Annotated in this window: 20 protein-coding genes; 11 read left to right on the forward strand and 9 right to left on the reverse strand. The window is 70.8% G+C overall.

Features of this window, described 5'->3' with window-relative positions; all coding sequences use genetic code 11:
• Positions 1-37 precede the first annotated feature (37 nt).
• On the reverse strand, positions 38-3,106 hold the full coding sequence (locus PJ985_RS08200; RefSeq protein WP_271682931.1) for an AfsR/SARP family transcriptional regulator: 3,069 nt from the start codon (positions 3,104-3,106) through the stop codon (positions 38-40).
• Between the two features lie 309 nt (positions 3,107-3,415).
• Here PJ985_RS08200 and PJ985_RS08205 point away from each other — a divergent pair, with 309 nt between their 5' ends.
• The 3 genes from PJ985_RS08205 (at position 3,416) to PJ985_RS08215 (ending at position 6,687) form a co-directional block, all read left to right on the forward strand.
• Positions 3,416-4,717 carry an extracellular solute-binding protein gene (locus tag PJ985_RS08205; RefSeq protein ID WP_271682932.1) on the forward strand — a complete coding sequence of 434 codons (1,302 nt, stop codon included), beginning with the start codon at positions 3,416-3,418 and terminating at the stop codon, positions 4,715-4,717.
• 108 nt (positions 4,718-4,825) lie between these two features.
• Entirely contained in the window at positions 4,826-5,818 is a 993-nt protein-coding gene (locus PJ985_RS08210; RefSeq protein ID WP_443033438.1) for a carbohydrate ABC transporter permease, read from the forward strand.
• Positions 5,815-6,687, forward strand: coding sequence for a carbohydrate ABC transporter permease (locus PJ985_RS08215; protein WP_271682933.1), 873 nt, complete (start codon positions 5,815-5,817; stop codon positions 6,685-6,687). Before PJ985_RS08210 ends, PJ985_RS08215 begins: the two co-directional genes overlap by 4 nt.
• Before the next feature lie 78 nt (positions 6,688-6,765).
• Here the strand turns inward: PJ985_RS08215 and PJ985_RS08220 are convergent, their stop codons facing one another.
• The 5 genes from PJ985_RS08220 to sodN form a co-directional block, all read right to left on the reverse strand.
• Entirely contained in the window at positions 6,766-7,272 is a 507-nt protein-coding gene (locus PJ985_RS08220) for an NUDIX domain-containing protein (RefSeq protein ID WP_443033439.1), read from the reverse strand.
• 70 nt (positions 7,273-7,342) lie between these two features.
• Positions 7,343-7,717, reverse strand: coding sequence for a hypothetical protein (locus PJ985_RS08225; protein ID WP_271682934.1), 375 nt, complete (start codon positions 7,715-7,717; stop codon positions 7,343-7,345).
• A 111-nt stretch (positions 7,718-7,828) separates the two neighbouring features.
• A complete protein-coding gene (locus PJ985_RS08230; protein WP_271682935.1) occupies positions 7,829-9,202 on the reverse strand; it encodes an LCP family protein in 1,374 nt (457 codons plus the stop codon).
• A 186-nt stretch (positions 9,203-9,388) separates the two neighbouring features.
• Complete coding sequence (locus PJ985_RS08235; protein ID WP_271683241.1) at positions 9,389-9,880, reverse strand: peptidylprolyl isomerase; 492 nt, start codon at positions 9,878-9,880, stop codon at positions 9,389-9,391.
• A gap of 485 nt (positions 9,881-10,365) precedes the next feature.
• Positions 10,366-10,761 (reverse strand): superoxide dismutase, Ni, encoded by a 396-nt coding sequence (sodN, locus tag PJ985_RS08240; protein ID WP_271682936.1) that lies wholly within the window; start codon positions 10,759-10,761, stop codon positions 10,366-10,368.
• 153 nt (positions 10,762-10,914) lie between these two features.
• Here sodN and sodX point away from each other — a divergent pair, with 153 nt between their 5' ends.
• On the forward strand, positions 10,915-11,301 hold the full coding sequence (gene sodX / locus PJ985_RS08245; RefSeq protein ID WP_271682937.1) for a nickel-type superoxide dismutase maturation protease: 387 nt from the start codon (positions 10,915-10,917) through the stop codon (positions 11,299-11,301).
• Here sodX and PJ985_RS08250 read toward each other — a convergent pair.
• Positions 11,211-11,834 (reverse strand): CGNR zinc finger domain-containing protein, encoded by a 624-nt coding sequence (locus tag PJ985_RS08250; protein WP_271682938.1) that lies wholly within the window; start codon positions 11,832-11,834, stop codon positions 11,211-11,213. The two genes, sodX and PJ985_RS08250, sit on opposite strands and share 91 nt — an antisense overlap.
• A 172-nt stretch (positions 11,835-12,006) precedes the next feature.
• Positions 12,007-13,203 (reverse strand): NAD(P)-dependent malic enzyme, encoded by a 1,197-nt coding sequence (locus PJ985_RS08255; RefSeq protein ID WP_271682939.1) that lies wholly within the window; start codon positions 13,201-13,203, stop codon positions 12,007-12,009.
• 561 nt (positions 13,204-13,764) lie between these two features.
• Here PJ985_RS08255 and PJ985_RS08260 point away from each other — a divergent pair.
• From PJ985_RS08260 to PJ985_RS08275, 4 genes are all read left to right on the forward strand, one after another.
• Positions 13,765-14,688, forward strand: a complete 924-nt coding sequence (locus PJ985_RS08260; RefSeq protein WP_271682940.1) for an ABC transporter substrate-binding protein — start codon at positions 13,765-13,767, stop codon at positions 14,686-14,688.
• A gap of 45 nt (positions 14,689-14,733) precedes the next feature.
• Complete coding sequence (locus PJ985_RS08265; RefSeq protein WP_443033440.1) at positions 14,734-15,729, forward strand: amino acid ABC transporter permease; 996 nt, start codon at positions 14,734-14,736, stop codon at positions 15,727-15,729.
• A gap of 38 nt (positions 15,730-15,767) precedes the next feature.
• The gene (locus PJ985_RS08270; RefSeq protein WP_271683243.1) at positions 15,768-16,520 is read left to right on the forward strand and encodes an amino acid ABC transporter ATP-binding protein; all 753 of its coding nucleotides are present in this window, start codon (positions 15,768-15,770) and stop codon (positions 16,518-16,520) included.
• A 191-nt stretch (positions 16,521-16,711) separates the two neighbouring features.
• Positions 16,712-16,954: a hypothetical protein gene (locus PJ985_RS08275; protein WP_271682941.1), complete on the forward strand. Its 243-nt coding sequence runs from the start codon at positions 16,712-16,714 to the stop codon at positions 16,952-16,954.
• Positions 16,955-16,997: 43 nt separating this feature from the next.
• Here PJ985_RS08275 and PJ985_RS08280 read toward each other — a convergent pair whose 3' ends face one another.
• A complete protein-coding gene (locus tag PJ985_RS08280; RefSeq protein WP_271682942.1) occupies positions 16,998-17,534 on the reverse strand; it encodes a hypothetical protein in 537 nt (178 codons plus the stop codon).
• A 235-nt stretch (positions 17,535-17,769) separates the two neighbouring features.
• On the opposite strand from PJ985_RS08280, the gene PJ985_RS08285 reads away from it, so the two are divergent.
• From PJ985_RS08285 to PJ985_RS08295, 3 genes are all read left to right on the forward strand, one after another.
• Positions 17,770-18,309: a DUF6069 family protein gene (locus PJ985_RS08285; protein WP_271682943.1), complete on the forward strand. Its 540-nt coding sequence runs from the start codon at positions 17,770-17,772 to the stop codon at positions 18,307-18,309.
• A gap of 121 nt (positions 18,310-18,430) precedes the next feature.
• Complete coding sequence (locus tag PJ985_RS08290; RefSeq protein ID WP_271682944.1) at positions 18,431-19,393, forward strand: zinc-binding dehydrogenase; 963 nt, start codon at positions 18,431-18,433, stop codon at positions 19,391-19,393.
• Between the two features lie 73 nt (positions 19,394-19,466).
• Positions 19,467-19,877: a hypothetical protein gene (locus PJ985_RS08295; RefSeq protein ID WP_271682945.1), complete on the forward strand. Its 411-nt coding sequence runs from the start codon at positions 19,467-19,469 to the stop codon at positions 19,875-19,877.
• The last annotated feature ends 36 nt before the right edge of the window (positions 19,878-19,913 follow it).

The following is a 19,913-nucleotide window of genomic DNA, read 5'->3' on the forward strand; positions in this document are numbered from 1 at the left end:
TTCATCGAGTCGGGCAGGGAGCCGCACGGGGGAGGGCTCACTGCCCGGCCGATGCCAGGCCGGCCGTTCCGGCCGCTCGGGGGGACCGGGGGGAAGTGGCCGGAACGGTGGCGGGGGAGTGCGGGCGTGCGTCGGTCCGTGCCTCGGGGGTGCCCAGCGCCCGGTGCAGGGCCAGGGCCGCGAGCCGGTGCTCGCGCGCCGTCGGCCCGTCACCGAGTGCGCTGTGGGCGGCACCGAGACCGGCGTGCGCCTGGGCCTCCTCGTACCGTTCCCCGGTGCCCCGGGCGGTCGCGAGAGCTTCCGCGTGGTGGCCCAGCGCCTGGTCGGGCCGTTCGCCCAGCAGCTGGAGCCGGCCCAGCGCGTTCAGCGCACTGGTCTGCGCCGGTTTGTCCCCGGATCCTCTCGCCACCCGGACACAGCGCCGGACACAGGCGAGCGCGTCCTCGGGCCGGCCCAGCTGCCACAGCACGTGCCCCAGCGGATGACAGCGGGCCTTGACGAGCCGGCTGCCGGTCTCCTCGGCGAGGGTGAGCGCGCCGGCGAGGCAGTGGTGCGCCTGCGGGTAGTCGCCGAGCCGCTCGTGGACCGCGCCGAGCCGCAGCCGGGCGAGGGCCTCCCGGGCCGGCAGGCCGAGCTGATGGGCGAGGGCGAGTGCCTCGCGGGCCAGGGCCAGCGCCTCCTCGTACTGCCCGAGGTGGATGTGGACCTGGCTGAGGTCGTTGAGGGCCCCCGCGCGGGTGGTCAGCTCGGACCCGGTGTTTCCGGGGCAGAGGGCGAGTGCCTGCTCGAAGTAGCCGATCGCCTCCGGGTAGCGGCCGAGCAGGGTGCACACGGCACCGAGGTTCTTCAGTTGCAGCGGTGCCCAGGAGTCGCCGCCGGAGTCCTGGTACTGCGTGTAGGCATGGTGCATGTGCTGGTGTGCCGGGCCGAGATGGCCCAGCCTGGCGTGCACCACGCCCAGGTGCCGGGCCGCGCCGGCCTCGGCCGTGCGGTCCTGCCGGAGCCGGGCGGCGCTCAGCGCATGGGTGTGCAGGGTGAGGGCGTCGTCGTAGTGCCCACGGTTGTCGAGGTAGCGGAAGAGCACGTCGGCCACATCGACGGTGACGTCCGGCCAGCCGTGGAAGCGGGCGTGCACGGCGCTGCTGACCAGGTTGCCCCGTTCGGTGTCCAGCCAGCTCAGCGCGTCCTCGTAGGCGGGGAACACCGGCGTCGGGACGGCAGGCGGTGGGGTACGGAGGGGGGCCCGGCCCTCGGGCGGCCACACCAGGTCCATCGCGGCCGCCGCGGTGTGCACATAGTGGCCGAAGAGCCTGGTCAGGGCGGCCCGCCGGTGTTCCTCGGGGTCCTCGGCGGCGGCGAGCTCGGCCGCATAGGCGCCCAGGAGATCGTGCATGTGCAGGTGGGTGTCGGGGGAGGCGTCGATGAGGCTGGCCCGTACCAGCTGGTCGAGGGCACGCCGGGTGCTGCCCGGGCCGGTGCCCGCCAGCGCGGCCAGGGCATGGGTGTCCATGTCCTGGCCGGGGTGCAGGCCGCACAGCCGGAACAGCCGGGCGCTGGCCTCGGGAAGCTGGTGGTAGGACCAGGAGAACACGGTGCGCACGGAGGCGTGCGGGTCGTCACCCGCGTCCAGCAGGTCCAGCCGCTCCTGCTCATCGGCGAGTTCCCGGACCAGGTCCCCTATCCGGCGGGCGGAGCGTTCCCGGATGAGTTCGGCCGCGATGCGCAGGGCGAGCGGCAGCCGCGCGCACCGCTGTATCAACTGGGCGGCGGCTCCCGGCTCGGCGTCCACTCTGCTGCCGAGCAGCTCACGCAGCAGGTCCTGTGCCTCGTGCACCGGGAGCCGGTCGAGGTCGACTCGGTAGGCGCCCTCCCGGGCGGTCAGCCCGGTCAGTGCCGACCGGCTGGTGATCAGCACGAAGCAGGAGGAGGTGCCCGGCAGCAACGGCCGGACCTGTTCGGCGGAGCAGGCGTTGTCGAGCACCACGAGCAGCCTGCGGCGGTCCACCAGGGTCCGGAACTGGGCCGCCCGCTCCGCCGGTGACTCCGGGACGGCGGTGCCCTCCACTCCGAGCGCGCGCAGGAACCCGTCCAGGGCGTCCTCCGGGGAGACCGGCCGGCCGGGGCTGTACCCGTGCAGGTCGACGTAGAGCTGGCCGTCGGGGAACTGTTCGCGGACGCGGTGGGCCCAGCGGACCGCGAGGGCGGTCTTGCCGACCCCGGCGGTGCCGGCGAGGATCGCGAGCGGGGCGGCGCTCCCGCCGTCCTCACCTTCGGTGAGCAGCCTGCTGAGGCCGGCGAGCTCCGCGGCCCGCCCGACGAAGCTGCGCGCCAGGTGCGGAAGCTGGGCCGGAACGGGGGGCTGTGAGCGGGGTGCGGCGAAGGTGACCGGCTCCCCGGCCAGTACCTGCGCTTCCACGGACCGCAGTTCGGGGCCCGGCTCCAGGCCCAGCTCCTTGACGAGGGTGCGGCGTGCGGACCGGTAGACGTCCAGTGCTTCGGCCTGCCTGCCGGCCCGGTGCAGTGCGGTCATCAGCAGGCTGTGCAGGCGTTCGCGGAGCGGATTCTCCCGCACCAGGCCGGTGAGTTCGGGTATGACCGCGGTATGTCGTCCGCAGACCAGCTCGGCGAAGTACAGCTCCTCGACGGCGGTCAGCCGGCGGTCCGCGAGCCGTCGCGCCTCGTCGGCGAGCTCCGGGATGTCCAGCCCTTCGTAGGGCCGGCCCTGCCACAGATCCAGTGCGGTGCGCAGCAGCCGGGCACATCGCAGAGGGTCCTGGGCGGACTGCTCCAGCGCCTCGTCGGTGAGCAGCTCGAAGCGGGCGGAGTCGAGCTCCTCGGGGAGCACCCGCAGCCGGTAGCCGCCCTGACCGAAGGACAGCCGGTCGGGGATGTCGAGGAGCCGGCGAAGCCGGTGCACATGCAACTGGAGCTTCGCGGCACTGCGGGCGTGTGCCTCGCCGTGCCACAGCGCCTCGGTGAGAGTGTCCACCGGGACCGGCCGGTTCGCGTGGATCAGCAGCATCGCCAGCAGCGTGCGCTGCAGGCGGCCGGACAGCGGCCCGGAGCCGTCCCGCAGCTCGACCGGACCGAAGACCTCGAACCTCATGCTCTCTCTCCCCGGGCTTCAGGAGCCGCGTACGGCCCCGGTCATCGTAAGTCCCGGCGGTGCGCGCGGGGTGGCGCGGGGAGAGCAGGGAGCACGGTGGTGCACGTGTCGGTCCGGTAACGGACGGGACCTATGGCCATCCGGCCCGTTGACGCGCTGAGAGGTCTAGGCCAAGCTTCGGAGCTCCTGGTCTAAACCACTAAAGGTCAGGTCCAGCCCAAGGCCCGTCATGCCGGAAGCATGCTGCGCGGTCCGGAGGGGAGTCCGCGCCGGTGGGCAGGGGCTTCTGGCATTTCCGAGGAGGACGAAATGAATCGCACACTCATAGCGGCCATCGGCGTCGTGGCCCTGTTGGGCGTCGCGGCCTGCGGATCGGACGACGGCGGCAGCGCCGCATCGGACGCGGCGCCCGAGGACCGCAACGAGACCCTCACCGTCTGGCTGATGGGCGAGGCGGACAGCACCTGGCCCGAGCTCGTCGAGCAGGTCAACGGGCAGTTCAACGAGACGTATCCGAACGTCGACGTCAACGTGCAGTACCAGCAGTGGGGTGACAAGACCACCAAGCTGGACGCGGCACTCGGCGGCTCCGAGTACCCGGACGTGGTGGAGCTCGGCAACACCGAGACCATGACGTACATCCTCAACGGGGCGCTGGCCGAGATCGACCCGGCGGACTACGACAACAGCGACACCTGGATCGGCGGCCTCGTCGACACCTGCACCGCCGAGGGCGCCATGTACTGCGTGCCGTACTACGCGGGCTCCCGCGTCGCGGTCTACAACGCCGACATGTTCGAAGAGGTGACCGGCTCCGCCGAGTTCCCCGCCACCGAGGACGAACTGCTGGACGCACTGGCCGCGCTGGACGAGGAGTACGGCCAGGACCAGGCGTACTCGCCCATGTACCTGGCGGGCCGCAACTGGCACGCCGCGATGTCCTACGTCGCCGGCTACGGCGGCCGGATCGCCGAATACAACGAGGACTCCGGGGAATGGGAGGCCACGCTCAGCACGCCCGAGGCGCAGGCCGGCATCGAGCACTACGTCGACCTGGTCAAGGAGTGGAACCGCGGCGACCAGACCAAGGACGAGGAGGACCACGCCCTCGCCATGGCCCAGGAGAAGTCCGCGCTGATCTACGGCAACGGCTGGGAGGCCGGCGTGGTCGTGCACGGCGAGGAAGGCAACGAGGACCTCGACGGCGTGATCCAGGTCGCCGGCATGCCCGGCCCCAACGGTGAGCCCCTGCCGTCCTTCATCGGCGGCTCCGACCTGGCGATCATCGAGAAGTCCGACGTCAAGGACCTCGCCGCCGAGTGGATCGCGATGTTCACCTCCGAGGAGTCCATGGAGGTACTGGCGAGCAAGGACACCCTGCCGAACAACACCAAGCAGCTCGAGCCGCTGAAGGACAACCCGGTCACCGCGCCGATGGCCCACGCCGTCCCGGACGCCTGGTTCACCCCCATCGCCCCCGGCTGGTCGATGATCGAGCAGCAGGGAGTTCTGCAGAACATGCTGCTCGACGTGCTCCGCGGCACCCCGGTCGAGGAGGCCACGGCCGAGGCCGACGAGCAGATCAACAAGCTGATCAACAGCGAGGTCTGATCCCGGCGGTGTCCTCCCCGGGGGACGGCGCGCGTATCCGCACCGCCCCCCGGGGGACCCCCGGATCCCGGGACGAACGAAGGGCTCGCACAGGTGAGTGCTCCCACCATGAACCGCCAGCCGGAGGCGGAGAGAGAACCGGCCGGCACCGGGGGGACCCCGCCCCCGGCCGGGCCGGACAACCCGCTGGCCTGGAAGCGCAACTCAGGCCACCGCGGCGGAATGCTGCCGTACCTGCTCATCCTGCCGGCGATGCTGGCCATCGCCGCCATCTACTTCTACCCCCTGTACCGCACGGTGGTGATGTCCTTCCAGGACTACCGCCGCAAGCACCTGTGGACCGGGGACGCCCCGGACTGGGTCGGCACCGAGCAGTTCACCAATGTGCTCTCCGACGCCCACTTCTGGACCGTCGCCGGCAAGACCGTGCTGTTCATGCTGTTCTGCGTGACCCTCACGATGGGCGGCGGCATTCTCGTCGCCCTGCTCATGCAGCGCATGTCGCTGTGGGTCCGGATGCTCGTCACGGTTGCCCTGATCATGGCCTGGGCCATGCCGATCGTCGTCGCCACCTCCATCTTCCGCTGGCTGTCCGACTCCGAGTACGGCCTGGTCAACATCATGCTGACCAAGGTTCCAGGGCTGGACTTCCGTGGTCACAACTGGTTCCTGGAGACCTGGCAGGGCTTCGCCGTGGTCGCGGTGGTGGTGATCTGGGGAGCCATTCCGTTCGTCGCCGTCACCCTCTACGCGGCGCTCACCCAGGTACCCCGTGAACTGGAGGAGGCCGCCCGGCTGGACGGCGCCGGGTCCCTCGGCGTCTTCACCCACGTGGTCTACCCGGTCATCAAGCCGGTGCTCCTGCTGGTGACCACCCTGTCGGTGATCTGGGACTTCAACGTCTTCCTGCAGATCTTCCTGATGCGTGGCAACAACGTCGAGCCGCAGTACGAGCTGCTCGGCATCTACTCCTACAACCTCGCCTTCCAGAGCGCGTCGTTCAGCCAGGGCACCGCCGTCGCGCTGATCACCGTGGTCATGCTGGCCGGGGTCGCCGTGTACTACCTGCGGCAGCTGATGAAGAGAGGAGACGTGGAGTGAGCGCCCCCGCCACCACGCCCGACGGCCGGCAGCAGCTGCGCCCGGACCGGAAGAAGCCCACGCTCTGGTACAACCTCGGCGGGCTCGGCGTCTTCGTGCTGATGGCCTTCCCGGTCTACTGGATGCTGGTCAGCGCCTTCCGCCCCGGCCGGGAGATCCGGTCCTACGATCAGAAGCTGTGGCCGACCTCCTTCACCCTGGAGGGCTTCCAGGCGGCCGTCAGCATGAACTTCTTCTGGACCTCGGTCCGCACCAGTCTCCTCGTCACCTCCGTCACGGTGGCAGCGGCCATGGTCCTCGGCCTGCTCGCTGCCTTCGCCATCGGCCGCTTCCGGTTCTACGGGCGCCGCCCGCTGATGATGGTGCTCATCCTGGTGCAGCTGCTGCCGCCGCTCGCCATGATCATCCCGCTCTATCTCATGATCAACCGGATGGGCGGACTCAACCAGTTCTGGGCGCTGATCGTCGTCTACACGGTCGCCGCGCTGCCGTTCAGCGTGTGGATGCTCCGCGGGTTCATCATCAACATCCCCAAGGAGCTCGAGGAGTCCGCCATGGTGGACGGCTGCACCCGGATGGGCGCCTTCTGGCGGGTGGTCTTCCCGCTGATCGGCCCCGGCGTCGCGGCCACCTCGGTGTTCGCCCTGGTCAACACCTGGAACGAATACCTGCTCGCGTACATCGTGATGCAGGACAACGAGCGCTGGACGCTCCCGGTATGGCTGATGAGCATGACCACCCAGCGCGGCACGAACTTCGGTTCGCTGATGGCGGCCTCGGTGCTCATCGCACTGCCCGTCGTCATCTTCTTCCTCATCGTGCAGAAGAAGATGGCCGCCGGTCTCACGTCCGGGGCGGTCAAGGGCTGACCGCGGACCGTCCGCCGGTGTGGCCCCTCCCGGGAGGGGCCACACCGGCGGACGCCGGCCTGCTCCCGCCGGGACCGCTCAGGACCAGCCGTGGAGGCTGACCGAGGCGGGGCCCGCCAGGGCGGCGGCCAGCATCCGGTCGGTGGAGAGCACCACGTCCTCCGGGATCTCGCCGGTGCCTACCCAGCACACCTCGGAGTGTTTCGCCGGCTCGGCGTTGACCAGTTCCCCCGACCACCTGTGGGTCACGAAGACGACGGTCAGGAACCCGTCCGGGGCCTCGGCCCCGTGCGCCGCGTGCACCAGATGCGCCAGCCGCAGGTCCTCCTGTGCGACGACCAGCCCGGTCTCCTCCCGCAGCTCCCGGACGGCGGTCAGGGTCACCGGCTCTCCCGGATCGTTCTTGCCCACCGGGAGATCCCACAGACCCCGGCCGAACCGGGCCTGCGGTCCTCGACGCAGCAGCACCACCCGGTCGGTGAAGAGATCGTGCACGACGACGGCGGCGACGAGCAGGGTCATCGCCCGCGGGGTGCTGCCCCGCTCAGGCTCTGCGGGACGGGACTCGGTGGCCGGCTCGTTCATGAAGCCCTTCCGGTGGCGGCAGCGCGGGGGCAGGGGGAACCGACCCTACGGACCGTTCCGGGCCCGCCGCTCACATTTTCTGCGGGCGGCGGAGCAGATAGCCGGCCGTCCCCACCACCACGCCGAAGACCGCACCGATGAAAACCGCCCCCACCACGGTGGTACCGGAGGTGAGGCCGCTCAGGTAGCCGATCAGCAGCCCGCCGGACACGCCGGTCGTCAGCGCCCGCCCGGTCCGCGGCATCAGCGGAAGCCTCCGTACCAGCAGCATCCCCACCGCGGCCACCACCGCACAGGTCACCAGACCGAGGACGAGCGTCCGGCCCGCAGAGGCGCCGCTGCCGCGGTCGAGCAGCGCCGCGTAGGCACCGACGAGGGCACCGACGGCAAGTGAGGTCACCGGATGGATGGACCTGTCACCGGGGACAGCCGCGTGCGCGCCCATGGCCGGTACTCCTCTCGCGCGTCCCCCTGGCCGGAGGACACCCGGGGCTGTTGGGGCAGCCCCGGGCCGGACCGGCCGCTGCGGGTACGGCCGGCCACCCGGGGTGCGCCGCTAGCGCACCCCGGGGAAGTCGCTCCCGATGGTCAGGGTCAGCACCCCGGGAGTCTCCGCCTCGGCCTGCTCGGTCGCGGCGCCGGGCACCCGCCCGGCCAGGACGTCGGCGTGCTGGCCGAGCCCGTCCGGGTAACTGATGACGGTGGTGCCGGTGAGACCGTACGCGTTACCCGTGGCGACCACCTGGAAACCTGCCGCGCGCAACTGCTCACTCACTTCTGCCGCCTGCCCCGGGACACCGGTACCGTTCAGCACCCGGACCCGGACCTCGCCGGGGGTGATGTCGGGCACCAGCGCGGCCGCCTCCTCCAGGCTCTCCTCGGTGACCTGCTCGTCCCGGCCCAGCGCGGTGAACAGCAGCTCGGCCTCGGGGTACTCCCACACCACGTTGGCGGTGTCGTCGGGGACGTCCAGCTCGCGCGGATAGTTCGGCACGGTGAGGAAGGTCAGCCGGTCCTTGGGGATGTCCTGGAGCTCGGCGGCGAGGTCGTGCAGCGGGCCCAGGCCGGCCAGCTCCGGGTCGGTGGTCAGCGACTTGGTGATCGCGTCCATGAAGTCGAAGAGCGCCTTCGGGCTGGTCAGCTTCGACTGGGCGCGATCGGCCAGTGCCTGCATGAACTCCTGCTGCCGTCCGATCCGGCCGAGGTCGCTGCCGTCCCCGACGCTGTACCGGACCCGGACGAACCCCAGCGCCTCCTCGCCGCTCAGCGACTGGCAGCCGGCCTCCAGGGAGACGTGCGCCTTCTTGTCATCGATCGGCTCGTCCAGGCACATCTCCACGCCCCCGAGGGCGTCGACCATGCCCTGGAAGCCGACGAAGTCCAGCGAGATGAAGTTGTCGATGCGCAGGCCGGTGTTGTGCTCCAGCGTCCAGATGGTGCAGGCGGCGGCACTGCCGATGTCACCGGTGAAGCCCCCGATGGCGTAGGCGGAGTTCACCTTGGCGTAGTGCGGCTGCGAGGTGCTGCCGTCACCGCGCTCGCAGGAAGGGATCTCCACCCAGGAGTCCCGGGGGATGGAGACCACGGTCGCCCACTCGCGGTTCTCCGCGACGTGCACGAGCATCATGGTGTCGGAGTTCATCTCGTCGGTACCGCCGTACTGGCCGCCCGACCCCTCCCGGGTGTCCGAACCGAGCACCAGGATGGTCCGGGCGCCGGTGAGCTTGTCCGGACGGTCCCCGCCGACCTTGTCGTCGAAATCCGCCGACTGGATGTTGCCGCTGAGGCGTTCGTACACCCAGACCGCGCCGCCCACGGCGAGCAGCAGGACCAGGGCCACCGAGCCGGTGACCCATATCAGGACCCGGCGGCGGCGGCCGTCCCGGGACCGGGGTCGCTCGGCCGCTCTCCGGCGTCGCCCGCCACCCACAGCCTGAGTCCGGTGTGCACCAGCCACGTTTGCCCCCGCTCCAGCCCCGTGATGTCCCGACGAGTCCGACGTCTCCGGGGGCGCCCCCAGTTCCGTGGTTGCGCAAACTCTAAATTACCGGGCGGGGCCCGTGGCCCCGCCCCCCTCCCGGGCAGTGGTGGAGCGTGCTGCCGCAGTCTCCGGCGGTCAGTCCGCGGGGGCCACGGTCACCGACTCGATGACCACGTCCTCGACCGGCTTGTCCGCACCGGTGGTCTCGGTGGCGGCGATGGCGTCGACGACCTCCTTGCTCGCGTCGTCGGCGACCTCACCGAAGATGGTGTGGAGCTCGTGCAGGTGCGGCGTGGGCGCGACAGTGATGAAGAACTGCGAGCCGTTGGTGCCCGGGCCGGAGTTGACCATCGCCAGCACGTAGGGCTCGTCGAAGTCCAGCTCCGGGTCGAACTCGTCCTCGAACTGGTAACCCGGGCCGCCCATGCCTGAGCCCAGCGGGTCGCCGCCCTGGATCATGAAGCCGTCGATGACCCGGTGGAAGATGACTCCGTCGTACAGCGGCTCACCGTCCTCCTGCCCTTCCCAGGCGAGCGAGCCGTCGGCCAGACCGACGAAGTTCGCCACGGTCAGCGGCGCCTGTTCGGGATACAGCGTGAGCTCGATGTCCCCGGCCGAGGTGTGCAGGGTCGCGGCGGTGTTCGTCGCTCCGGCTGTGGGCCCGGGGAGCCCGGAAGGGGACCCGTCGGCCGACGCCTGGTCCTCGGTCCCCGCGGTCTGCTCCACGTCGGGGGACGCGGAGGATTCGTCGGCCCCGGAATCGGAGCCGCACGCGGTCAGCAGCCCGAGACAGAGCAGAGCGGCAGCCAGGCGGTGGGGGGAGCGGATCACGGGAGAACCTCCATGCGGGACGCGAGCAGGGGGACAGCGGGGACACGAGCCGAAACATCATGCACGACCCGGGCGGGGGGGCAGGAGGGGCGGAAGCCCCACCGGCCCCGCACCGGGCGACGCTGACGGGAGAACGTGTCCGGCCCGCTCCGAGTGCCCGCCGCAGACAACCGCACCCGGCCCGCCGTCCCGCCTCGGACGGGCGGAACGGGGACCGGGTGCGGCCATGACACAGGCCGGCGGGCCGGGAGCCCGCGGACCGGAGGACCTGAAGGGCCGGGTCAGCCCTTCTTGGTCTCCCAGAAGATCTTGTCAATCTGGGCGATGTGGTCCAGCGCCTTCTGCCCGGTGGCCGGGTCGGTGGACCCCTTGGCCGCACTGAGGGCCTTGAGGGTCTCGTTCACCAACCGGTGCAGCTCCGGGTACTTCTCGAAGTGCGGAGGCTTGAAGTAGTCGCTCCAGAGCACCGAGACGTGGTGCTTGGCGAGCTCGGCGCGCTCCTCCTTGATGACGGTGGCGCGGGCCCGGAAGTGCGGGTCCTCGTTCGCCTGGTACTTCTCCTGGACGGCCTTGACCGACTCGGCCTCGATACGGGCCTGGGCCGGGTCGTACACACCGCAGGGGAGATCGCAGTGGGCACTGGCCTTCACCGTGGGGGCAAACAGGCGGGAGAGCATGCAGCTGTCCTTCCTCGTGATCGTCTTCTCCTGTGCGAGGTTACTCCGTGGGGCCGCCCATTTCCCGGCTGCCCTGCGCGCGTGGCCCGCTCACACCCCAAGGACCGGCCCGGGACCCCTGCCCCGGACGGACGGACGAGGAGAACGTGACCCATGACGATCGGGCTGGCCGTGGTCTACAACGACTCCATGCTTCCCACCCTGCGGCCCGGGGACCGGCTGCTGGTGCGGTACGGCGCCCGGGTGCGCCCCGGGTCGGTGGTGCTGCTCCGGCACCCCCTGCAACAGGATCTGCTGATCGTGAAGCGGGCGGTGGAACGGCGGCCGGAAGGCTGGTGGGTGCGCGGGGACAACCCGCGGATCCGGCACGACAGCCGGGAGTTCGGCGCGGTACCGGACGGCCTGGTGCTCGCGCGGGCGCTGCTCCGGCTCCGTCCGCCGCGCCGTACTCAGCCCTCGGTGGTCAGGTCGGTGCTGGGCTGGCCGGCGTCGGCGGTCCGGCTGCTCAGCTCGCGCTCCCGCCGCTTGCGGGCCCGGTAGGCGGCCACGTTCGCCCGCGTCGCGCACCGGTCCGAGCAGTACCGCTTCGAGCGGTTGGTGGAGGTGTCGATGAAGGCGTTGCGGCAGGGGAACGCCTCGCAGACGCCGAGCCGGTCCACGCCGAGGTCCGTGAGCTGAAAGGCCAGACCCATGCAGGCGATCGCGGCGTAACCGGCGGTGGCACTGGACGGGTGCTCGGCCAGGTGCAGATGCCAGCGGGGCTTCCCCTTCTCGTCCAGCTGGTCGTGGCCGGAGATCTGCGGGCTTACCGGGTACTCCAGCAGCAGCGCGTTCAGCAGGTCCACGGCGCCCGCCTCGTCACCGTCGGCGGCGGCGGTGAAGACCGCGCGGAGCCGGTTCCGGACGCCGCGCAGCCGGGTGACGTCCGCCTCCCCGGCCCGGCGCGCGCCGTGCCGGCCGGCACCGAACAGCTCCCGCACCGCCTCCACGGAGGTCAGGCGGTCCGCGCCACGTGCGGGTTCCTCGGTGTTCACCAGCCGCACGGCGAAATCCGAGTAATACGTCAACTCCACGGGCGATCCTCACGGCAGCGTTCCACGGTCCCGGTCCGCACTGTACTGAGTAAGGGTCGCATTGCCCATCGGCTCTTACGTTCGGTCTCGGGCCCGCCCCTTCGCTCCCGGCGTGCAGGGTCCGGAGCGCTGCCGCGCCGCACACAGCAGTGGCCGGACGGGGGGTAACCGCTCAGCGCCGCGCGACACCCTCCGCGCGGGCGGTCGCCGCCACGGCGGCGGCGACCGCCGGGGCCACCCGCTCGTCGAACGGCGACGGGATGACCCGCGAGGGGCTCAGCTCGTCCGCGACCACCGCGGCCAGTGCCTCGGCCGCCGCCAGCTTCATGCCCTCGGTGATCCGCGCGGCGCGGACCTGGAGCGCTCCCGCGAAGATCCCGGGGAAGGCGAGCACGTTGTTGATCTGGTTCGGGTAGTCACTGCGCCCGGTGGCGACCACCGAGGCGTACCGGCGGGCCACCTCGGGGTGGATCTCCGGGTCCGGGTTCGCCATGGCGAAGATGAACGAGCCCGGCGCCATCCGGGCCACCGCCGCCTCGGGCACCGTACCGCCGCTGACCCCGATGAAGACGTCCGCGCCGCTCAGGGCATCCGCCAGTGAACCGGTGAGCCCGGCCCTGTTGGTCAGCACGGCGAGTTCCCGCTTGACGTCCGTGAGGTCGCTCCGCTCCGCGGACACGACACCTTTGCGGTCACAGACCGCCACATCGCCGATCCCGGCGCCGAGCAGAATTCTGGCGATCGCCGCCCCGGCCGCGCCCGCCCCGGAGATGACGGCCCGCAGCTCGCCGAGCTCCCTTCCGGTGAGCCGGGCCGCGTTCCGCAGGGCCGCGAGCGTGACCACCGCGGTGCCGTGCTGGTCGTCGTGGAAGACCGGGATGTCCACCCGCTCCTGGAGCTTGCGCTCGATCTCGAAGCAGCGCGGGGCGGAGATGTCCTCCAGGTTGATCCCTCCGAAGGAGGGAGCCATCCGGGCGATCGTCGCGACCAGCTCGTCGGGGTCGCGGCAGTCCAGGGCGATCGGCACGGCGTCCACCCCGGCGAACTGCTTGAACAGGATCGCCTTGCCCTCCATCACCGGGAGCGATGCCTCGGGGCCGATGTCCCCCAGGCCCAGCACCGCGCTGCCATCGGTCACCACCGCGACCACCTGGGACCGCCAGGTGTAGTCGTGGACGAGCTCGGGCTGCGCGGCGATGGCGGCGCACACCTTGGCGACACCCGGGGTGTAGGCCAGGGACAGGTCGGCGTTGTCGCGCACCGGCACGGTGGCCCGGACGGCCATCTTGCCGCCCCGGTGCAGCGCGAATGCCGGGTCCAGCCCTGCTTCGCTCAGCTCTGTGTCTGGGTTGATGATCTCCGATGCCACTGGTGGACCCCTTTAATACGTCACTGTCTCGAGGGTGGCCGCTCCCCGGTCAGGAGCGGGCAGGCACCACGCCCGCTGCCTGCCCGGCGGATGGGCCGCCGTCCAGGGGGATGCGGACGCCGGACGCGCCGCACACGCGCCCAGGTCCCCGGGTGAGGGGTGTAGCCGTCCGTTTTACCCGATGGAACGGCCCGTGCACGAGGATTTTCCTCACACGGCCGCGACAGCGGGGTCACGGAACGCTCCTCCGCCGCTCATTGTCCGCCTCGCGCCTCGGTTCGGACCGGCAGATCAGGTCGTGTGCGACTCGCCTCCGGCAGGAGAACGGCGACAGGGCGTGATACATGTCTCAGGGGTGATCGTCAATGCTCCGCACCCACAAGTGACACACTTCCGCACACCGGTATGGAGTGTCCGTTATCCGATCTTGACGTCAGGGCCGGACTTGGCGCTGCGTGCGGATGGCAGGATGCCCCCATCATTGGACCGAGTCGTGGCGCCCGACGACGCGTGCCCGGCCACCAGCCCTCGCTCACGTCAGTTCGCAGGAGGACCCCGCACATGACTGCCCGCACCCCTCGCCGCTCCCGTCTGGCCACAGCCGGAGCCCTCGTCGCTGCTGGTGCGCTGCTGCTGAGCGCCTGCGGCACCGACGACGGCGGCAACGACAACGGCGGCGCCGCCGCCGACGCGGAAGCCCCGCTGTACGACCAGCTGCCCGAGGACATTCAGGAGGCCGGCCGGATCGTCGTCGGGTCGGACATCGACTACGCGCCGATCGAGTTCATCAACGAGGACAACGAGATCGACGGGATCGACCCGGACATCGCCGCCGCCATGGGCGAGGTACTGGGCGTCGAGTTCGAGTTCCAGAACGGCAGCTTCGACGACCTCATCGCCAACATGAACTCCGGCCGGGTGGACATCATCATGTCCGCCATGACGGACACCGCCGAGCGCCAGCAGGGTGCCACCGAGGACGCCGAGGGCGGTGCCGACTTCGTCAACTACTTCCAGGCCGGCTCCGCGATCCTGGTGCAGGACGGGAACCCCGAGGGCATCGAGTCGCTCGCCGACATGTGCGGCATGACCGTCGCCCTCCAGCGCGGCACCGCCAACGAGGCCCTCGCCGAGCAGCAGAACGAGGAGTGCGGCGGAGACCTGACCATCCTGGCCGGCGACCAGGACTCGCAGTCCCTGCGGGAGCTCCAGCAGGGCCGGGCCGCGGCCGTCATCACGGACTACCCGGTGGCGCTGTACAACGCCCTGACCGCCGGCGGCGGCGACGCCTTCGAGGTCGTCGGGGAGCAGATCGACGCGGCGCCCTACGGCATCGCGGTCCCCAAGGACAACAACGAGCTGCGGGACGCCCTCCAGCAGGCCGTCCAGCAGATCATCGACGACGGCTCCTACGCCGAGGTCCTGGAGAAGTGGGACGCGCAGACCGGAGCTGTCGAAGAGGCCACCGTCAACGCGGGCGAGTGACCCTTCCCGGACCCGTTCACCGTAGCCAGTAAAGGTCAATACCTCGTGTCCGAAGATCACGACAGGGCTCCCCGCCCGGCGTCGCTCGCCGCATCCGGCGAGGGCGCCGGGGGCGGAGCCGCCGGGGGCGGAGCACCCACCGCCGTCCCGCCGGAGGCCATCAGGGCCATCCCCGTACGGCACTACGGCCGCTGGATCAGCGCAGCCATCGTGCTCGGCCTGCTCGGCCTGTTGTTCAACGCCTTCGCCACCGCGAACATCCAGTGGCAGGTCGTCAACGACTACCTGACCTACGAGACGGTCCTGCGGGGCGCGGGCTGGACGCTCCTCATCACGGTGCTCGGGATGATCCTCGGGGTCACGCTGGGCACCCTGCTGGCCGTGATGCGGCTGTCGGCCAACCCGGTGATGCGCAGCGTCGCCTGGGGGTACATCTGGTTCTTCCGGGGCACGCCGATCCTGGTCCAGCTGCTGCTCTGGTACAACCTGGCCCTGATCATCCCGACGTTCAACATCGGCTTCTACCAGAACGACATGCACGCGGTGATGACGCCGTTCATGGCGGCGCTCCTCGGCCTCGGCCTCAACGAGGCCGCCTACATGGCCGAGATCAGCCGGGCCGGTATCCAGTCGGTGGACCGCGGGCAGACCGAGGCCGCCCAGGCGCTCGGCATGCGCAGCGGCAGGACCACGCGCCGTATCGTGCTGCCGCAGGCGATGCGGGTCATCATCCCGCCGACCGGCAACGAGTTCATCAACATGCTGAAGACCTCGTCCCTGGCCTATCTGGTCCAGTTCCCCGAGCTCATGCGGGCCGCGACGGACATCTCCTCGCGCACCCTGGCCTCGATGGAGCTGCTGATGGTGGCGACCTTCTGGTACCTGGTGCTCACCACCGTCTTCAGCGTCTTCCAGTACTACCTCGAGCGGAACTACAGCAAGGGCGACCTGCGCGAGCTGCCGCCGACACCGCTGCAGAAGATCCGGACGAACCTCGGCCAGCTCCGGGTGCCCAGCCGGGTGGGAGGCAAGACAGTATGACGACCGAAGCGTCCGGACCGGGCGACGCCGCCGGGCTGATGGTGAAGGCCGAGCAGGTCCACAAGTCCTTCGGCCTGGTCGAGGTGCTCAAGGGCATCAACCTGGAGGTCCGGCAGGGCGAGGTCTTCTGCCTGGTCGGCCCCTCGGGCTCGGGCAAGTCGACTTTCCTGCGCTGCATCAACCACCTGGAGAAGGTCAACGCCGGCCGGCTCTACGTCGACGGTCAGCTCGTCGGCTACCGGCAGAAGGGGGACAAGCTCTACGAGCTGAAGGAGCGCGAAGTCGCCCACCAACGCCGGGACATCGGCATGGTGTTCCAGCGCTTCAACCTTTTCCCGCACATGACGGCGGTCCAGAACGTCATGGAGGCGCCGGTCCAGGTCAAGGGTGTCCGCCCGGCAGACGCCCGGGCCCGGGCCGAGGTCCTGCTGGACCGGGTGGGTCTCGCCGACCGGATGGACAACTACCCGGCGCAGCTCTCCGGCGGTCAGCAGCAGCGGGTCGCCATCGCCCGGGCCCTGGCCATGGACCCCAAGCTGATGCTCTTCGACGAGCCCACCTCGGCGCTCGACCCGGAGCTGGTCGGCGAGGTCCTGGACGTCATGCGGGCACTGGCCGCCGACGGCATGACCATGATCGTGGTCACCCACGAGATGGGCTTCGCCCGCGAGGTCGGTGACTCCCTGGTCTTCATGGACGAGGGCGCTGTCGTTGAGGCCGGGAACCCCCGCGACGTCCTCACCAACCCGCAGCACCGGCGGACCCAGGCCTTCCTGTCCAAGGTGCTCTGACCGCGCCCCGGCTCCGTACCCAGGTGGCCGGCACCGCCCCGACCGGGGCCGGTGCCGGCCGTCCGGCTTTCCGCCTCCGCTCGGACCGTGGCCGGGCAGCCGTGCCGTCCGTTCGGGTGACGAAGGGGAACCGGGCCGCGCCGGGAGGAGTTGGACGTGGGACAGCACCGCTCACCCATCGGAGGTACGGCATGGCGGGATTTCTCGACCGGGCGAAGGACCAGGCGCAGCGCGGGCTCGAGCAGGGAAGGAAGAAGGTCGACGAGATCCAGGCGCAGCGTACGGGCAGTGAGCTGCTGCGGAAGCTGGGGACGGCCTACTACGAGCAGCAGCGCCGGGACGGATCCCCGGAGGCCGTCCAGCGTGCCCTGACGCAGCTGGAGCGGCACATCGAGGAGAACGGCGACGGGTTTCTCAAGGGGACGGCGGACTGAGGAGGCCCGGCAGCGGTGCGCTCGGGCCTCCGCACCGCTCGCCTCAGGGGGCCTGCCGGATCCAGGCCTCGAGCGGCGTCGCGTCGCTGCGCCGGTGCAGCTGCCCGGTCTTGGTCCAGCCCCAGGCCTGGAAAGCCGTGCGGGCCGGCACGTCTCCCGGCTCCAGGAGGGTGATCGCGACCGGGGCGCCGCTGCGCGACAGCACCTGGTCGTGGAGCTTCCCGCCGACGTGGTGCCGCCGTTCCTCGGGGAGCACCATCAGCTCAGCGAGGCAGAACACGTGCTGGGAAGCGGTCAGTTGCTCGATGTGTTCCGGGATGTCCTGGAAGCCGTCCCACCAGGTGCTGTCCCGGTCGACCCGGAATCCGTAGGAGCACCCGACCAGCGCGGGGTTGCTCGCGATGATCATCTCGAACTCGGGCTGCTGGACGTGGTCCGCGAAACGCCGCAGGAACTCGTCCCGGTCGTAGGTGGCCTCCTGGGGCGTGCCCCGGTAGGCCACGGACTGGAGGTCGGCGAAGTCGTCGCGCTGGTCTTCGGCCTGCCACCGGCTCAGCCGCCGCAGAAATACCTGGCTCATGGTGTGATCCTCCCACCCCGTTCCCGGCCGCAGCGTGGATGCTGCCGAATACGCCGGATTCACTGCCCATCGTCGCAGCTCGCGGGTGCTCCCGGAATCACCGGGGGTCATGAACGCGCCTACGTGCGCCGGGTGATGCGAGGCATCCGAATGAACGAGGGCGCGCGGGGTACCCGGCGGCGCACAGAGACGCGTGCAGGCGTACGAAGGCAGCCCCACCGAAGGGAGCAGGACCGTGTCCAGTCCCGGGCCGTACGAGCCCTCCGACCCGCGGGCCGCACAGACCGGCCCCGACCCCTACGCGGAACGGCGGGGGGCGGAGCCCGGAGCGGACCCGCACACCGCACCGCCGCCTCCGGACCGCCCCCGGCTGAACGCGGGCCGGTTGTGGGGCGGAGGCGTGATGACGGCGCTGGTCGCCGCGCTCGCCGCCGCGGTGGCGATGATGCTGGTCCACGGAGTGCTGGGAATCGAGGTCTTCGCGCCCGAGGAGGACGGCAGCCTGGTCCTCACCGACACCCTGCCGCTGGCGCTGGGCGCCGCGGCCGCCGCCCTGGTGGCCACCGCGCTGCTGCACGTGCTGATGCTGATCACCCCGGCACCGGACCGGTTCTTCGCCTGGATCGTCGCGCTGGCCACCGCCGCGATGGTGCTCCTGCCCTTCACCCGTGACACGGACTGGGAGTCCCGCTTCGCCACCGGCGGTGTCTACCTCGTCATCGGTCTGGTCATCGGTTCGCTGCTGTCCTCCGTCGGCCGCCGGGCTGTCCGCTGACCCGGGCGGCCGGTCCGGAGCCGGCCCGTCGGCGGTGCAGACGCCGACGGGCCGGTGATGTGTGTCGCTTCGCGGGGGTGGGGGCTGGCACGGCTCCGCCGGCGGGGCTAGCTTGAGGATCATGTTTGCTGCCTACGCCGCGCGTATCAACCCTGACCAGCCCCTCGAAGGACTCGAACTGGGGGAGCGACCGGAGCCGGAGGCTCCGCCGAACTGGGCCGTCATCGACGTCCGCGCGACCTCGCTGAACCACCACGATCTGTGGTCTTTGCGCGGGGTGGGAATCGGTCAGGAAGCGCTGCCGATGATCCTGGGCTGCGATGCCGCCGGCATCGACGCCGACGGCAACGAGGTCGTGCTGTATCCGGTGATCGGAGCCACCGGTCACGGCGTGGGGCCCCGTGAGCGGCCCTCGATCCTGACGGAGAAGTACCAGGGCACCTTCGCCGAACGGGTCGCCGTCCCGCAGTGGAACGTGCTCCCGAAGCCGAAGGAGCTGTCCTTCGAGGAGGCCGCGTGTCTGCCGACGGCGTGGCTGACGGCCTACCGGATGCTGTTCACCAACGCCGGGGTGCGGCCCGGGGACAGCGTGCTGGTGCAGGGCGCGGGCGGCGGCGTCGCCACCGCCGCGATCGTGCTGGGTGCGGCGGCCGGGCTGCGGGTGTTCGTGACGAGCCGGGACGCCACCAAGCGCAAGCGGGCCCTGGAGCTCGGCGCGGAGGGTGCGTTCGAAAGCGGGGCCCGGCTGCCGCACCGGGTGGACGCGGTACTGGAGACGGTCGGCGCGGCCACTTGGTCGCACTCGGTCAAGTCGCTGAGGCCCGGCGGCACCCTGGTCATCTCGGGTGCTACTTCGGGCCCCAACCCGCCCGCCGCTGAGCTGACCCGGGTCTTCTTCCTCGAGCTGAGAATCGTCGGGTCCACCATGGGCAGCAAGGAGGAGCTCGCCTCGCTGCTCAGCTTCTGCGCGACCAAGGGGGTCCGGCCGGTCATCGACTCGGTGCTGCCCGTGCAGGAGGCCCGCGACGGCTTCGCGAAGATGGCCGGGGGAGACCTCTTCGGCAAGGTGGTGCTCACGGTCTGAGCGGGGGGTCCGCCTGCTGGACGGCCTGCCCGGCCGGTACACCGGGGACGGTGCGCTCGCTTCCCATGTCCTGGTGGAGGTCCGGCCGCAGGGAGCCGAGGAGACCCCCGGGGACCTGTACCGCGAGATTGCCGAGGGACTGCGGATGCCCCGGTCCGCCGGGGCCTCAACTCCGGCACGACCGCCCTCGGCTGGGACGGCCTGCCCGTCGTGCGACACCTTCGGACCGGACTTCGACCGGTCCCACGTCTGGTCGCAGCTGAAGGCGGGCGAATTCAGCTGTCTCGGAGTGACCGGGCTGCTGACCTTCGAGGCCGGTGCCCAGGTGCCGCGGGACAAGCCCGTCCACATACTGCGGTCCGGTCCGGGGGATGATCTCCGGATCGCCCTGCGCTGCGGCCGGTTCGGGGAGGACGCGGGAGAGGTCCACGGGACGGTTGAGACGTGGGGTGATGAGGAGTATCCGTGCCCGCTGGACGGGTAGGCGGCCGGCCGGTGTCCGCGTGTCCGGCACGTTCCG

It is taken from the genome of Streptomyces sp. ACA25 (assembly GCF_028200735.1).
Lineage (GTDB): Bacteria > Actinomycetota > Actinomycetes > Streptomycetales > Streptomycetaceae > Streptomyces.